Annotated in this window: 14 protein-coding genes; 8 read left to right on the top strand and 6 right to left on the bottom strand. The window is 64.6% G+C overall.

Annotated elements, in window-relative coordinates; genetic code table 11:
• The first annotated feature begins 743 nt into the window (after positions 1-743).
• Both QRN25_RS03140 and QRN25_RS03145 read left to right on the top strand, forming a co-directional pair.
• Positions 744-1,163, top strand: coding sequence for a hypothetical protein (locus QRN25_RS03140; RefSeq protein WP_285017412.1), 420 nt, complete (start codon positions 744-746; stop codon positions 1,161-1,163).
• A gap of 169 nt (positions 1,164-1,332) precedes the next feature.
• Positions 1,333-1,698, top strand: a complete 366-nt coding sequence (locus QRN25_RS03145) for a hypothetical protein (protein WP_285017413.1) — start codon at positions 1,333-1,335, stop codon at positions 1,696-1,698.
• Between the two features lie 127 nt (positions 1,699-1,825).
• Here QRN25_RS03145 and QRN25_RS03150 read toward each other — a convergent pair whose 3' ends face one another.
• The 4 genes from QRN25_RS03150 to QRN25_RS03165 form a co-directional block, all read right to left on the bottom strand.
• Entirely contained in the window at positions 1,826-2,809 is a 984-nt protein-coding gene (locus tag QRN25_RS03150; protein ID WP_285017414.1) for a phosphotransferase family protein, read from the bottom strand.
• A 6-nt stretch (positions 2,810-2,815) separates the two neighbouring features.
• Complete coding sequence (locus QRN25_RS03155) at positions 2,816-4,024, bottom strand: Rv3169 family protein (protein WP_285017415.1); 1,209 nt, start codon at positions 4,022-4,024, stop codon at positions 2,816-2,818.
• A 1-nt stretch (position 4,025) separates the two neighbouring features.
• Positions 4,026-4,358 carry an EthD family reductase gene (locus QRN25_RS03160; protein WP_285017416.1) on the bottom strand — a complete coding sequence of 111 codons (333 nt, stop codon included), beginning with the start codon at positions 4,356-4,358 and terminating at the stop codon, positions 4,026-4,028.
• A gap of 257 nt (positions 4,359-4,615) precedes the next feature.
• Complete coding sequence (locus tag QRN25_RS03165; protein WP_285017417.1) at positions 4,616-5,341, bottom strand: GntR family transcriptional regulator; 726 nt, start codon at positions 5,339-5,341, stop codon at positions 4,616-4,618.
• A gap of 225 nt (positions 5,342-5,566) precedes the next feature.
• Between QRN25_RS03165 and QRN25_RS03170 the strand changes: the two genes are divergently transcribed.
• From QRN25_RS03170 to pdxR, 6 genes are all read left to right on the top strand, one after another.
• Entirely contained in the window at positions 5,567-7,912 is a 2,346-nt protein-coding gene (locus QRN25_RS03170; RefSeq protein ID WP_285017418.1) for a TonB-dependent receptor, read from the top strand.
• Positions 7,913-8,009: 97 nt separating this feature from the next.
• Positions 8,010-9,929 carry a linalool dehydratase/isomerase domain-containing protein gene (locus QRN25_RS03175; RefSeq protein ID WP_285017420.1) on the top strand — a complete coding sequence of 640 codons (1,920 nt, stop codon included), beginning with the start codon at positions 8,010-8,012 and terminating at the stop codon, positions 9,927-9,929.
• Positions 9,930-9,935: 6 nt separating this feature from the next.
• Positions 9,936-10,328 carry a hypothetical protein gene (locus tag QRN25_RS03180; RefSeq protein WP_285017421.1) on the top strand — a complete coding sequence of 131 codons (393 nt, stop codon included), beginning with the start codon at positions 9,936-9,938 and terminating at the stop codon, positions 10,326-10,328.
• 92 nt (positions 10,329-10,420) lie between these two features.
• Positions 10,421-11,587, top strand: coding sequence for a PepSY-associated TM helix domain-containing protein (locus QRN25_RS03185; RefSeq protein ID WP_285017422.1), 1,167 nt, complete (start codon positions 10,421-10,423; stop codon positions 11,585-11,587).
• Positions 11,584-11,766 carry a hypothetical protein gene (locus tag QRN25_RS03190; RefSeq protein WP_285017423.1) on the top strand — a complete coding sequence of 61 codons (183 nt, stop codon included), beginning with the start codon at positions 11,584-11,586 and terminating at the stop codon, positions 11,764-11,766. The genes QRN25_RS03185 and QRN25_RS03190 overlap by 4 nt, the downstream gene beginning before the upstream one ends.
• A 211-nt stretch (positions 11,767-11,977) precedes the next feature.
• Positions 11,978-13,438 (top strand): MocR-like pyridoxine biosynthesis transcription factor PdxR, encoded by a 1,461-nt coding sequence (gene pdxR / locus QRN25_RS03195; RefSeq protein WP_285017424.1) that lies wholly within the window; start codon positions 11,978-11,980, stop codon positions 13,436-13,438.
• A gap of 10 nt (positions 13,439-13,448) precedes the next feature.
• Here pdxR and QRN25_RS03200 read toward each other — a convergent pair whose 3' ends face one another.
• Positions 13,449-14,042 carry an FMN-binding negative transcriptional regulator gene (locus QRN25_RS03200; protein ID WP_285017425.1) on the bottom strand — a complete coding sequence of 198 codons (594 nt, stop codon included), beginning with the start codon at positions 14,040-14,042 and terminating at the stop codon, positions 13,449-13,451.
• Entirely contained in the window at positions 14,039-15,730 is a 1,692-nt protein-coding gene (locus QRN25_RS03205) for an amidohydrolase (RefSeq protein WP_285017426.1), read from the bottom strand. The genes QRN25_RS03200 and QRN25_RS03205 overlap by 4 nt, the downstream gene beginning before the upstream one ends.
• Between the last annotated feature and the right edge of the window lie 15 nt (positions 15,731-15,745).

Genomic DNA, 15,745 nt, shown 5'->3' on the forward strand with positions numbered 1-15,745 from the left:
GAACCTGATCCTGCCGTAGATCGACGGTTCCTACACCACCCCGCGGGACACGACCCATCTAAGGGCAGCTAGCCACCCGTTTCGCCATTCCGTGGGGGTGAACGCTGCGCTCTATAGCTGTCCGTCCGGTGCTCGCCGCGAGCGAAGAAAACCCGCCTGACCGAACACGCCACTTTGCCGCCATTGCTGCAGCAGCCTAGAATTCCGGAAAATGAGCAGTCCTCGCTTGATTCCTCGCTTCAAACGCGACTTAGTCGGATCGACCGGATTAGGCGTGCTTTGCCTTTTGTTTCTAGGTGTTTCTCTTGCAATCGGCGGCGCTAATTATCTTGCTAACCCCTCGGCTGCTGACGTTGCCTCATCTCCCTCGGAGACCGCTAGGATTACGTTCATCGGTGTTGGCGGCAGCAAATACCAAGTCGCGCCATCGAGGGTAGTTCACGCGCAAGACGATGCCGGATTAGTCGGCTCGAAGTTGGTGCAGCCCAATGAGATTTTCGGCTGCCAAGTCGGTGATAAGATAAAGGCGCAGCGGTCTGGGACCACCCTCATTTTAGCCCCGGCTCCATGCCGATGAACTTAAATTGAGCCGCTGAAACCAAAGTCCGCAATCCACCCCTTCCGGACAAAACTCGCCAGTCAGCACACGCCCCATTGCGGTCAACGTTCCTCTGATTCATCATGCGACTATGCGACGCCATAGAATCTTGCTTTTCGCTTTATGCGGTCTTCTTGGTTTCACGTTGACCGGTGGCCAAATTCCTACGCATGATTGCCTTCAAGGACTTAAAGAATCGCTGGTTTCAGGTGGATTTTCTGGTTCGGTAGATTGTCAAAACGACAAGCTATCCATGCGGAAAATCGGAACGATTCACACTCAGAGAAATGATTATTCTATTTACGACTACAAATATAGACTGGCTCGTATCTGCAAGGATTGCGCAGATCACGGTGGCCAGCGGATTTTAATATTTTCCCGCAGACAATATGTTGGTCAATATAAGCCGGATGGCGTGAATTTAACTATCAGAAACAATCGGCTGTTTTTTAGTTCTGCCAATAAATCTGCTGCGCAGCAAGGTTTGACGGAGATCAGAACTACTCAACGTGGCTTCCCTCGCAAGGTGCTGATCGACGGCGAGTTTTTTAGCTTTTTCCGGTAAATTGCTCTTCTTACCACCCCTTTCAGCTATTCAGGAGGGCGATGGCAGCGCTCCATAGCAGCCTGTCCGGTGCCCGCCGCTTTCGAAGAAACGCAGCCTGACCGGACACGCCCCGTTGCGGACCTGATGCAGCATAGTATGCATGCGAGACCATTATGATAGGTCGGCCATGAAAGTTGAAGCATCACAGGAAAATTCGGAAATAAAATTCTCACTGAATGAAGCTGAATCATGGCATTTTTTGGCGATTCTCCTGCACGCTAAATTCTCGGATGATCCAAAACTGGAAGTTGCCGGATCGCCGACGATGCGGTCCCTTCTGGAAGGGCTGATGTTAGCGCGAAATGAACTCGGATTCGATCAAAGGGAGAGTCCTGACTGGAAGATAGTTCATGACGAGAATGGTCTTTCTGCTCCTCCTGCATTCCGCATTTTGGAGAGTGATCTCAAGTCACTTCTCAGGAAAGAGGATGTCACCAAAGAACTGGGAGATTATCTTTTTCCCTACCAATGGATGCGTCGAGATTTTCCTTAAAAAATAATTGTCTGGTTCCCGCCAAAATCGGACGTTTCCGCATTTCGTCATTGCGAGCGTAGCGAAGCAATGACGATTTGGTATTGGCAGTTCCCCAAACAAAATGCCCCCAGGGCGAGGCGCACCCTCATCCCGCGACCATCGCCCGCTTCTCCAGCAGCGCCACGTACGAAGGAATCAGCGCCGCGAAGGCCTTGAAGCGCGGGTCGGCGATGCGGCCCGTCTTGAACAGGAACGCGCCGACCGAGATGATCGCCGCCACCTTGGCCTGACCCAGCACCGCATAACGATCGACGTCGACGGCGGTGCGGCCGATGCCTTTCTCCCATTCCTCGACCATGCGCCCGGCGGACCACCAGCCGGGCAGCTCGAACCCGGCGTTGGCCAGCGACGCCTCGCCCTGATCGTGGAACATCAGCACGTAGCCAAGGTCCAGCAGCGGCTCGGAGACTTGCGCCATCTCCCAGTCGAGCAGGCCGGTGATGCGGCCCCGGTGCCACATGCAGTTGCCGTGCTTGGGGTCGCCGTGGACCGGCGTGGGCGGGCCGGAAGTGCGCGGCGGGCGGGCCACCAGATCCTCCAGCACCGCGACCAGACCGGGCGTCGAGTCGGCGCCGCGCGCCACGTCCAGCCAGTGCTGCGCTTCCTCCAGCACGGTGCGGCCACCCGGCGGCATCGCCGATACCGGCATCCGGTGCAGCGCCAGGATCGCGTCGAACCACTGGCGGCAGACGCTTTCGGCGCCCTCGACCGGATCGGCGGCAAGCCAGTCGGGCACGGCATATTCGAACGCCTCGCCCTCGATGCGGCCCATCAGGAAGAACGGGTCGCCCAGCACCTGCGGATCGTCGCACAGTTCCAGCACCGGGGGCAGCGGCACCCCCGGAGCGGCCTTCGATACGGCGCTGAGCACCGCGTGCTGGCGCACCATGTCGTAAGGGGGCAGCAGGCCTTCCTCGGAGGGAGGCATGCGCAGGATCTCGTCGATCCCCTCGACCAGATAAGTCTCGTTGGAGTGGCCGGCGGAGAGGGTCTTCACCCCCGTCACCCGGTTGCCGCGCGGCAGCCAGGCGCGAAGCCCGGCAGCCAACTTTTCGGTATCGCGCGCCATGGCGGCTCAGACCAGCGAGTTTTCGGCGGTCAGCCCGAGTTCGGGATGCGCGCCGTGGATGATGGTTTCCATGATGCCGTAGCCGGTCCAGTCGCCCTCGGTGACCTTGATCGGGCAGTCGCGGACCTGGCGGATGCGTTCCAGCGTCGCGCGGTCGAGGGTATCGTCGAACTTCTCGCCCTCGAGCGTCAGCGGACCGTGCCAGGAGCCGTGCTTGCGCCCATCGAAGCCCAGGTAGAGGCCCGGGCCGAGGTGGACGCCCGAGGTGCCCATCACTTCCACATCGATGGTGTGCGATCCGCCCTGCAGCATGTCGAAATGGATGCGCCCGCCCAGCAGGCGACGGGTATGGTCGTCGAAGCGCAGTTCGGGGCGGACGCGGGCGATCTTCTCCTGCGTGCCGTCGGGGTGGTTACGGTAGCCGGACGAATAGAAGATGCGCCCCTGCTTCGACTGGAAGTACATGTGGTAGGCGACTTTCTCGCCGCTGGGCGAGACGAGCATGAACGGGCTCCAGATCAGCACGTACTCGCCTTCGCCGAACTTGACGTCGCCGAAGTTGGAGGTGGGCTTCACGTCGGCGTTGTGCGCACCGACGTCGAGGCGGGTTCCCCAGGAGTGATCGCGGTACTGGGTCCATTCCTCGGGGTTTATCTCGATCCGCTCGCCCTCCAGTTCGATCCAACCCGAAGGCGTGCCGATCTGGTGGTAGCGCACCACGTCCGAGCCGATGCGGAAACCGTCCTGCTCGCGCTGCTTGTGGCGGTCTTCGAAGAACGGCGGCATCTGTGCGGTGAAGGTGATGTCGTAGGCGATCGGCTGCAGGTCGTTGGCCGCGCAGGCGTAGCGGACCTGGCGCAGAGGCTCGATGATCTCGTAAGTGAGGGGACCGACTTCGGTGACGAGCGGGTCGTCGCGTAATTCGCTGTTGGCGCGGACGGTCCACTGCTCGCTCCCGCGCGAGATCGCGGCCCAGCCGTCGAGAACGCCGCGGTTGTGGTAGCGGCCGAGCCCGAAATCGACGCCCATGGTGCCGTCCTTGCGCACGATCGCGGTCCAGATCTTCTCGGTCCAGCTCTGTTCGGAGGTGCTGACGGAGGCGAACGTATCGACGATCTGGTGGTTGAGATGCTCGTCGAGCGCCGTGATCATGCCGATGTCTTCCATCGCATTGCGCACGTAGCGCACCGGCGTGTTCAGCAGTGTCGAATTCATTTCAGGCTCCCTCTTTGATGTCTTCTTCCGCCAGCGTGCCGACCTGCAGGACGGGGGTGACGGTGGTGTAGTTGGGAAGGTCGGCGAACAGCGCCGCGCCGCATTGCGCCATGGCCTCGTCGAAGGCGGCGCGCGTGGCGAACAGCATTTCCGAGACGGCCCAGTAAGCCGGAGAGGTACCGTCGAGCGCGGCTTCGCCCAGCACTGTGCGCACGCTGTCCAGCCCGAATGGCGCCAGCAGACGGTGCGCGAAAGGCGCGTGGCGGTGCCGGTAATAGTCGCCGTCGAAACGGCTGCCAGCGTCGTTTGGATAGACCGCGAGAATGCGAATCATCGCGCTTCGCCTTTCTGTTCCTGTCCCGCTGATCTGTTTAAATCGTCCGACGATTTAGTCTATAGAAAATCGTGTTGTGCTTGGGCCCTTCGACAAGCTCAGGGTGAGCGGCGGCAGCGCAGATGTTCTGACGCTGCTCAGGTCGCGCCAGTTGAAGGCACCACCCTACTTCGTCATTGCGAGCGCAGCGAAGCAACCCAGGGCGGTTTATGCTGCCCTGGGTTGCTTCGCTGCGCTCGCAATGACGAGATGTAAGATTAAGATGCGAAGCTGGCGAAGGCCGCTGCGGGCAGTTCCTCGATCGTGCTCCGGGTGCCGGCGAAGTGGCGCTGGACGGCGCGGTCGGCGGCGCCGACGTTGTTCTCCGCGACGGCCTTGGCGATCTTGCTGTAGCCCGAGGCATGGCGCACGCGCTGCTTTTCCGACTGGATCGATTCGATCTGGGCGCGGAACAGGTCGGTGCGGGTGAGCGGCATCGCACGCTCAAGCTCTCCGTTGCCGCCGATCGCGACGAGCACCGAATAGAACTGGCGCCGCTGCTCCAGATAGAGCGCGCGGTTGTGGTTGCGGTTGGCCTCGTCGATGGCATTGGCGGCCTCGACGATCTGGCGGCGCTTCTCGTCGGTGTCGCAATGCTCGGCCGCGAGTCGCGCGGCAAGGCAGGCGAGGGGCTCCAGCGTCTGCAGCAGATCGAGCACCGCCTTGCGGTCCAGCGTGGCGATATAGGCGCCGCGATAGCGGTTGAGCGTGACGATGCCGTCCGCCGCAAGGTGCTTGAGCGCTTCGCGCAGCGAGCCCCGGCTGATCCCCAGCCGCTGCGTCAGGTCCGGTTCGACGAGATGCTGGCCGGGCACGAATACGCCTGCGCGGATGCCCCGGATGATGGCTTCGGAGACTTTGTCGGCGGCGCTTCCGGCGTCGACCTTGATGGCCTCCGCATCGAGGGTGGTTTCGTCTGCCATGTCCTTCAACCGCGTCGCCATCGTCCTGTTGCCTTATGCCGCCGGGACATCTCTCCGGCTTCCAATCCGTACCGCCCTACAGGCGTTTCGTCCATCATCAATACAAAATGATCGATCGGTCTCATATCACGAAATCGTCGAACGATATTGACAGATGGTGCGGGCGGGGCAATACCTCCAATTCACGAAGGACGGCAGGGAAGCAAATTCCCGCGCCTCGTGGCTCCAAGGAGGGAGGAAACTGAAATGGCGATAGACAATCTTATCCCGGTTGGGCGACTCGCATTCGGGAGGATGCTGCTGGGGGCGGTGTCGCTCACCGGACTGGCAGGCGCGAATGCGGCGTGGGCGCAGGACACTGCCGCAAGCACCCCGAGCGCTTCGGCGAACGAAATCATCGTGACCGCGAACAAGCGCGAGCAGGACATCAACGACGTCGGGCTTTCCATCACTGCGCTCAGCGGCGCGGCGCTCACCGACAAGGGCATCACGTCCTCGCAGGATCTGGCGAAAGTGGTGCCCGCCTTCACCGTCGCCTCCTCCGCCGACGGCACGCCGGTATACACCTTGCGGGGTGTCGGCTTCAATTCCTCCAACCTTGGCGCGCAGCCCACGGTCAGCGTCTACGTCGACGAAGCGCCACTGCCTTACGGGCCGATGACGCAGGGGCCGATCTACGACCTGCAGCGTGTCGAAGTGCTGAAAGGGCCGCAGGGCACGCTGTTCGGCCAGAACTCTACCGGCGGCGCGATCAACTACGTGGCGAACAAGCCCACCGATGTCTTTGAGGCGGGCGGTAATGCCAGCTTCGGTCGCTTCAACACGTTTCAGGCCGACGCCTACGTCAGCGGCCCGTTGTCCGACACGCTCAAGGGGCGCATCGCGGTCACCGGAACCCGTTCGGGCGGCTGGCAGGAGAACTACACTCGCGACGACAGCATCGGCCGCCAGAAGAAGTTCGCCGGTCGCCTGCTGCTGGACTGGGAGCCGAGCGACCGCCTGCGCGTGAACCTCGACCTCAACGGCTGGATCGACAAATCGGACAACCAGATCCCGCAGTTCGTTCAGGCTTCTCCGCGCGTGGCGACGCAGGCCGACCCGAGGCTGTTTCTCCAGCCCGTCGCTCCCCGCAACGCGCGCGCCGCCGACTGGGATCCGAACCGCCCGTTCGACCGCAACAACAGGATGGGACAGGCGATCCTTCGCCTCGACTACGACGTCACCGACCAGCTCACGCTGACCTCTCTGACCAATTACGCCTACGTTCACATCGACAGCCTGTTCGACAACGACGGCACGGCGCTGCCGCTGAGCTATGTGAATACTTCGGGCCATGTCGAGACGTTCAACCAGGAACTGCGCCTTGCCGGGCGGATCGGCGCAGCCAACATCACGGTGGGCGCCAGCTTCGCCGACGACAACAGCTACGAAAGCTCGTTGCAGGACTTTGGCGGCATCCTGTCGAGCACCACCAACGTCGGCGCGACGCCGGAGAATCCCGAGGGGGTGGGCGACATCCTGATGAACGAGAACCGCGGCCGGCAGACCAACCGCGCCTATGCGGTGTTCGGCAATGTCGAATACGAACTCACCCCGCAACTGACGGTGCTGGGCGGCGTGCGTTACACCGACCTGCGGCACACCAACCAGGCCTGCAGCGCCGACACCGGTGCCGGCGATTTCTCGGGCGTGATCAACGCGCTGTTCGGCGGCCCGATCACCCAGCCCGGAGGCTGCATCACCCTGGCGTTCGACGGCGCCGCTTTCACCGCGCCGTTCCCGGTGCAGAAGTTCAAGGAGGACAATGTGTCCTGGCGCGTAGGCGTCAATTTCAAGCCGAACCCTGACACGCTGCTCTATGCGCTGGTCAGCCGGGGCTACAAGGCGGGCAATTACCCGGTCATCAACGCCACCGCGCGCTCGCAGTTCGAGCCGGTGCGGCAGGAGAAGCTGACTTCCTACGAGGCGGGCGTGAAGGCCGGGCTGGCGGATGGCCGGGTGCAGCTCAACCTCGCGGGTTACTACTACGACTACCGTGACAAGCAGTTGCTGACCAACACCACCGATCCGGTGTTCGGGCTGTTGCCGGTGCTGGCGAACGTGCCCCGATCGCGTGTCATCGGCTTCGACTTCGATGCCACGGTGAAGCCGGTGGACGGGCTCACCCTGCGCGGCTCGGTTGGGTATGCGGACTCGAAGATCAAGGACTTCGCCGGGTACGACGCCTTCAACACTCCCGTGGATCTCAGCGGCAAGTCGTTCAACTTCTCGCCCAAGTGGACCGCCAACGCGGATGTCGAATATCGTTTCCCGGTCGGGAGCATGGAGGCCTTCGTCGGCGGCGACATGTCGTACAACGGCGCGACATATGCCGACCTTGCGCAGACGTCCTCGCTGCGGATCGATCCCTATACGATCTACGGCGTACGGGCGGGCGTCGGCGCGCCCGATCGCAGCTGGACGGCGACCGTTTGGGGCAAGAACGTGTCCAACAAGTATTACTGGTACAACGTGCAGGTCGGTTACGACACGATCTGGCGGCTGACCGGAATGCCCGCGACGTACGGCGCGACACTGTCGTTCAGGATGTAGGTGACTCTCCGACTGGCCCCGCCTGCGTCCGGCACGAAGGCGGGGCTCGTTTGAGGGCAGGATACGTCCGCAAAGACGGCGGTAATGGGAGAGCAGCATGGCCACCCGACTGACTGAAGGCACGAGCGGTGATCTTCGCGCCGCAGGGCCCAGGATCGTATCGAGCATACCCCCGATCCCGCCGCGCGAGCGCGCGCACGGCCCGCTGACGGCGCGGCGGCTGCGGCGTTTCTACCTTGGTCTTGCGGTGGTCTTCGCGCTGGCGGTGCTGCCGGTTGTGCTGGGCATGAGCGCGCAGTGGAAGGCCTTCGGGCTGGGGCTGATCTTCCCCGGCGGCGGGTTCCTCTATGCGGGCGGGGTGGTCGGCGTGCTGGGTGCGCTGGCCTCGATCGCGGCCTTTGCGGTGATCCTGTTCATCTGGTGGGCGCGCGGCCCGATCATCGCGCCGCCCGGCGTGCTGGTCGGCACCGCGCTGCTTTCCGCCGCGTGGATCGAGGGGCGTGCGGGCGTCGCCTTCGTCGAATATGCGCTTCCCGCTGGCGTGCTGGCGGCGTTCGGCGTCATGGCGCTCAAGCGCCGCGCGCACTTCGTCCGGCAGCAGGCACGGGGGGAGGAACTCAACCGCGTGATCGCCCGGGCCGAGCCGATCCTGCGCGATGCGCCGGTGGAGGCCGGGCCGGAGATGCCCGAGGGCCAGATCGGCGAGTACCGCCGCATGCTCGACCTCGCGCTTCAGCCGGTGGACAGCTGGACCGGGTTCTCGACCGGCGACACCTGGCAGGACGGCGCGCTGCGCTACCAGATCTGCACGATGTCGTGGAACCTCGCCTTCGGGCAGTACACGCAGCTTCCGGCGTTCCATGGCTACCTGAACACCGCGCAGGAAAACCTGATCCGCAAGCACGTGGACCGCAAGACGTGGAACTACTGGTTCTGGGAAAGCCTGTGGGGCAACCTGAAGCTGGAGAAGAACCCGGTCGCCACTGACAACATCATGCTGTCGGGCTTCATGGGCGTCTCGCTCGGCCTGTTCGAGACGGCCAGCGGCACCTCGCCCTTCGCGGGCAAGGACGCGCTGACCTTCCGCTGGGACGAGAAGACCGCGTTCCCCTACAGCCACGAAACGCTGATGGACGAAGTGGTGAAGAACTTCCGCCGCTACGACATCGGCTGGTTCCCGTGCGAGCCGCGCTGGATCTATTCGATGTGCAACCTCGTCGGCCGTACCGCGCTGGCGCTGCACGATGCGCGCAACGGCACCGACATGATCGGCAAGGTCGGCGACCGCTTCGAGCAGACGATGGAGCAGGAAATGATGATGGCCGACGGGCGGGTGAAGGTCTGCACCTCCTCCCCCTTCGGCTTCACCGTGCCCAGTCTTTCGGGCCTGTTCGGCGAGACCTGGGGCATCCGCTTCCTCACTCCCCACGCGCCCGATCAGGCGGAGCGGCTGTGGCAGGTGCTCAAGCAGGACTTCATCGCCCGCCGCCCTGACGGTACGCTCGATTTCAAGCTGCTGCCGCTGGGCTGGGACACGCGCAAGCCCGCCAACTTCTCGTTCGCGCAGTGGCCCGAACTGAACCCGCTGACGATGGTGCTGTGGGCCGCGCTGGAGATGGGCGACGAGGAGATCATCGCCGCCACCCGCGAGAGCATCGACGCGCAGTACAACCCCGGCATGGCCGATGCGCTGACCTGGACCCGCCGCAACACCGTGCGCGACATGGTCAACAAGGGCCTGCCCGAAGCGTGGAAGACCGGCCCGCTGCTGGTCGAGGCGTGCTATCCCGAAACCATCGTCACCCGCGCGGTCAGTGACGGGCGCGACTTGTCGCTGGTGCTGCGGGCGGGGGAAGGCCCGGCGCGTGTCAGCCTCGGCTTCGCGCGGCTGGTGCCGGGTACGCGCTACCGCGTGGTGCAGACCGGGCAGGAGCTGCAGGCCGGGCCGGACGGCAAGGCCGCGCTGGCGTTCGACCTCGACATGCGTAGCGAACTGCATCTGGTTTCGGTAAGCTGACGCGCCATGTCCTGCTGTATCCTCGCCGCTTTGCTGATCGCCCATATTATGGCGGTGCTGCGGCGCTGGGCGGTGTTCCTGGGGCTGGTCCCGCCCCGTGAGTGCGACGATGCCGACACGCTGCCCGGCCGAATGCGGGCGTGGTCGGCAAGGCCCAAGGTGCGGGCGACACTGGGCGTGCTCGTGGCCGTGGAGCTTCTGGCGGGCGGCACCTGGATCTACGCGGAGCATGGCACGCACCTCTATCGCCTTGGCGACCAAGCCTATTCGGCGATGCGCGGAGAGCGGGTCATCTATAGCGAGGACTGCGGCAAGCCCGGAGAGCGCTATGCTTTGCGCATGGTAATCGACGAAAGCGGCAGGGTGATCCGGAACGAGCGGGTGTCGGCGCAGTCATGACCGGGGAATTGGCTGGCCGCGTGGCCTGAGTTGACACCAGGTTCGCCGCTCCATAATGGCGATTGATAATCGTTCGCAAAAATTTGAAATTTATGACGAGTTCCACGATCCGCGCCTGGTATCTGATCCATAAGTGGACCAGCCTCGTCTGCACGATGTTTCTTCTCATGCTTTGTATCACGGGGCTGCCGCTGATCTTTCACGACGAGATCGACCGGCTGGCCGGGGATGCAAGCGCTTATGGGCAGCCGGGCGTAGGTTCCTCGGGGAACGCGCCGGGCCTGCTTCCGCTCGACGAGATGATGCGCCGGGCGCTGGCTGCGCGTCCGGGAGAAGTCCCGCTGTTCATGGCGTTCGATAACGATCAGCCCGCGATGACGATCACCACCGGCCCAAGGGCGGACTCGCCCGGAGCGGAGATGACCATGCAGGTCTTTGACCGTTCCACCGGCCGCAAGATCGGGCAGGAAGACGAGAGCGGCGTGATGCACTTCCTGCTCCAGTTGCACACCGACATGTTCCTCGGGCTGCCCGGCATGCTTTTCCTTGGCGCCATGGGGCTGCTGTTCACGGCGTCGCTGGTGTCCGGAGTGGTGCTGTATGCGCCGTTCATGCGCAAGCTCGCCTTCGGAACCTTGCGCACGTCGCGCAGTTCGCGGCTGAAATGGCTCGATTATCATAATCTCATCGGAATCGTGGCGTTTGCATGGATGACGGTGGTGGGCGTCACGGGCGTCATCAACACGCTTGAAAATCCGATCAACAAGCTATGGCAGCGTAATGAACTGGCGGCCATGACCCGCGAATACGCGGGCAAGGGCGCGCTTGCACCATCTCGCTATGGTTCGCTGGACAAGGCGATGGCCGAGGCCCGGCGGACATTGCCCGGCAACAATCCGCAGTTCATCGGTTTTCCCGGCGGGAGTTTCAGTTCGAAGCACCACTACGCCGTCTTTTTCCAGGGTGACACGCCGCTGACCGAGCACCTGCTGACACCGGCTCTCATTGATGCGGAGACCGGCACTTTCACGGCCGCGCGCACGATGCCGTGGTACAACAAGTCGCTTTCGCTCTCGCGCCCGCTGCATTTCGGCGACTACGGGGGGCTTCCGCTCAAGATCCTGTGGGCGGTGCTGGACCTCTTCACGATCGTGGCGCTGGCGAGCGGCATCTACCTCTGGCTCGGCAAGCGCCGCGCCTCGGCATCTGCACATGTGCGCGAGGTCGAGTCAGGCGGCATCGTGGTGCCTGCGGCATGAAACGGGGGCGCCGGACATTGTGGGCGATCTTCGCCGTGCCTCTGGCGATCGGCGTTGTGAGTTGCGCCGCGCTCGTCCTTGCCCTGACAGGAGACGGATGGCGGGACACGGTGTCATGGGCCGGGCTGGCCGTGCCCGTCCTTGCGGTGGCCTGGGCAATGAAGGCCCGCCGTTCCTGAACGTCCCGCGCAGGTTCAAGCTGTCGGCTTCGATCCCTGCAAGGAACATCGCCATGGCCCGCTATGGAGCGATGCCGGGCCGAAATGTGCCTCTAGCGAACGATGCATACGTTTGTGCTGGGGAGGAGGGGCGACGGGATGGTTGCCATGGCCCCTTCCGCCTGGCTAATCCGCCGTGATGAACGACAGTTCGCATGGAGGCCGCTGAGCCATGTTGCGTCCCTGGCAGATCAGTCTCAGCCAGCGCATCGACGCTGCGCGTTCCGAGCCTGTCTACATGCAGATCATCCAGGCGGTGATCCGCGACATCGAAAGCGGGCGGCTGACTTCCGGCAGCTACCTGCCGAGCAGCCGTGAACTCGCGGCAGGGCTCGGCGTCAACCGCAAGACGGTGGTTCTCGCCTACGAGGATCTTATCGCACAAGGGTGGCTGTCGTCGGCAGGCACGCGCGGCACGATGGTCTCGACCGCGCTTCCCGATCCTGCGAGCACCGTGGCTCCGGAAGGGTCCGAGGCATCCGGCCAGGCCGAGTATCGCTTCATCCCCGGGCCCGAGCACCCGCTGGCGCTGCCGGAGGGGCGGGGCGTCAAGCTCGACGAGGGGGCACCGGACGGGCGGTTGTTCCCGGTGGAATTGCTGTCCCGCGCCTATCGCGGCGCCGCCCAGCGGCTCACGCGGGCCAACGGCTTGCAGTACCGCGATCCGCGCGGCGCCCCGGCCCTGCGTGAGAGTGTGGCGGCAATGCTCAAGAGCCAGCGCGGCCTGCCGGTGACGGCGGACAACATCTGCATTACGCGCGGCAGCCAGAACAGCATCTTCCTCGCCGCCAGCCTGCTCATCCGGCCCGGCGACGCGGTGATCGTCGAGGAACTGACGTACGAACCTGCCGTCGCTGCCTTCGCTGCGCGCGGGGCGAAGATCGTGCCCGTCGGGCTCGACCATGATGGCATTTGCCTTGAAGACGTGGAAGCCGCCTGCCGCCGCAACCGGGTGGCGGCGGTGTTCGTGACGCCGCACCACCAGTTTCCTACCACCGTCGCGCTGCGGCCCGAGCGACGCCTGCGCCTGCTCGACCTTGCGCGCCAGTTCGGCTTCGCGGTGATCGAGGACGATTACGATCACGAGTTCCATTTCGCCTCGCAGCCGCTGCTGCCGATGGCGGCTTATGCGCCCGGACGGGTGATCTACGCCGGATCGCTATCCAAGCTGCTGCTGCCCGCCCTGCGCATCGGCTATATCGCCGCGCCGGTCGAAGTGATCGAGGCGCTGGCGCACATCGTCTCGCTGGTCGACGGCATGGGCAATACGCTGACCGAGCATGCCGCCGCCGAACTGATCGACAGCGGCGAACTCAGCCGCCATGCCCGCAAGGTGCGCCAGATCTACGCCGGACGCCGCACCGCCTTCGCGCAGGTGCTCGACGACACGCTCGGTGACAGGGTGAAGTACGAGATGCCGCCGGGCGGCCTCGCGTTCTGGCTACGTTTTGCATCCGACGAAATTCTCGACCGGATCGAGGCCGGGGCGGCGGGCGCGGGCCTGCGCTTCGCTTCGTCGCGCTCGTTCCAGACCCGCGCGGACGCGCCGCGCGGATTACGGATCGGCTTCGCCAGCCTCGACGAACGCGAAGCGCGCGGGGCGCTGGAAGCGCTGCGCCAGTTACTGGATTGACCCTGCTGGATTAACGAGGCTCGTTGGCTTCGCGCATCGCTGCCGTCAATTCCGGGTCGGCATGCCCCGCGAGGATCTGTGCCAGGCTCTCCGGCCGCTCGTCCTGACCCAGCTTGAACGTCGCGTCGCACGACAACACCCTGGCCCTGAAGGCGATGATGTGGCGGCTCATCGGCTCGTAGCGTTCGCCCATGGCGGCCACGGTCCAGCGGTCCGGGCGATCACCTTCCATGTGCGCGATCAGGCGGTCGAGCGCCTCGCCGTTCTGGTCGGCCGCGAATTCCACTTCCACCTCGAGCCGGGCGACCGCATAGTTCCATGTCGGTGCCCATTGCGGCTGGGTGACCAGTTCGGGGGAGATGTAGCCTTCCGCCCCCTGGAACAGCACCAGCGCGCGGGGGTGTGCCTTCAGCGCCTCGACTTGCGGGTTGCGCAGCGCGAAGTGGCCGACAAGGGCCGCGACGCCGCCCTCGTCGTCGAGATCGGCGACCAGCGGCAGCGGCGTCGCATGGAACGAGGGCGCTCCGGAAACCACCCATGCAAGGGGATGACGAGCGACGAGGGCCGCCACTTCGGCGGCGTTTCGCGGGGACCAGGCGGTCATGCCGAAGCCGCCGTGAAGCGCTCGCGGCCGCCCACGAAGGTGCGCAGCACCTCGACCTTGGGCAGCTTTTCCGGATCGATCGCAGTCGGGTCGGCGTCGAGCACGGCAATGTCGGCGAGGAAGCCGGGCGCGATCCGGCCCAGCCGGTCGTCCTGGAAGCCCGCATAAGCATTGGCCACCGTGTAGGCGTGCAGCGACTGCTCCACCGTCACTTTCTGATCGGGCAGCCAGCCTTGCGGGTTCGCGCCGTCGATGGTCTCGCGCATGACGGCGGCATAGATGCCCTCCATCGCGCTAAGCGGCGCTACCGGCCAGTCCGAGCCGAACGTCACCGTCGCGCCGCTGCGCATCAGAGAGCCGAAGGCGTAGGTGCCGTTCAACCGCTTCTCGCCGATACGCTTGACCGCCCAGCGGCCGTCATCGACCGCGTGATAGGGCTGGACCGAGGCGATCACGTTCTGCTTCGCGAAGCGCGGGATCGTGGCTGGCGCGATGTGCTGGGCGTGCTCCACCCGGAAGCGGCGATCGCGCTTGCCGTTCAGGCGCTCGGTCTCGGCATAGACGTCGAGGATATCGTCGTTCGCCTCGTCGCCGATGGCGTGGACGGTAACGTGCAGGCCGGCGCGGTCGGCTGCGATCACCTTCTCGCGCAGCTCGGCCAGCGGCATCACGCGCACGCCGCGGGTGTGCGGGTCGTCGGTGTAGGGATCGTGGAACAGCGCCGTACGCGCGCCGAGCGAGCCGTCCACCAGCGCCTTGACGGCGCCCCAGCGCAGCCAGTCGTCGCCGCGCCCGTCGTCATTCACCAGCGCCGCCATCTTCTCCCAGTCACGCAGCGGCACGAAGCTGTAGAAGCGCATGTCCGTCTCGCCCTTGGCGCGCAGGCGGCGCAGGCCCTCGAAACAGTCCCAGTCGAAGGGATCGGGTACGTGAACCTGCGCGAAGCCGTGCTTCAGGCCGTGGGCGATGCCGCCGCGCAGCGAGGCTTCGACCTGCTCGGGCGTCAGCGGCGGGATCACGCGGTTCACCAGCGCCTTGGCGTTGTCCTTGACCACGCCGGTCGGCTCACCCTTCGCGTCGCGCACGATCACGCCGCCTTCCGGGTCCGGCGTGTCACGGGTGATGCCCGCCAGCCTCAGTGCCACCGAGTTGCACAAGTAGCTGTGCAGGTCGGTGCGGGGCACCGCGATGGGCGTATCCGGGCTGACCGCATCGATCCATTCGCGCGTGGGAAGCTGACCGCCGAGGCGCTGTTCGTCCCACGATCCGCCAAGCAGCCACTGGCCGGGCGCGGCCTTCACGGCGGCGGCAATCCGGGCGACGAACTCGGCGCGATCCTTCACGCTGAGCAGGTCCGGCCGGGTGAGCGCGTTGGACCCCATCAGGAAGTGGGTGTGATTGTCGGTAAAGGCCGGCAGGGCGAAGGCGCCCTTGAGATCGAGCACCCGCGTCGAGCGCGCCATGCGTGCCCTGACCGCGTCGGCTCCCACCGCGACGATGCGGTCTCCGACAATGCCGATGGCGTCGGAGCGCCCGCCCGCGCCGCCGGTCCAGACCGAACCGCCGACCAGCGCGACGTCGAGCTGCCCGGCATTGCGTGCGGCACCGGCAGCGAAGGCATGGCGCGCGAACGCGGCTGACCCCAGCAGAGCCGCGCCCGAACCCAGAAATCGACGACGATCGAACATGACGCTCCCCTTGCC

The sequence above is a fragment of the Novosphingobium sp. fls2-241-R2A-195 genome, from assembly GCF_030209485.1.
GTDB classification, from domain to species: domain Bacteria; phylum Pseudomonadota; class Alphaproteobacteria; order Sphingomonadales; family Sphingomonadaceae; genus Novosphingobium; species Novosphingobium resinovorum.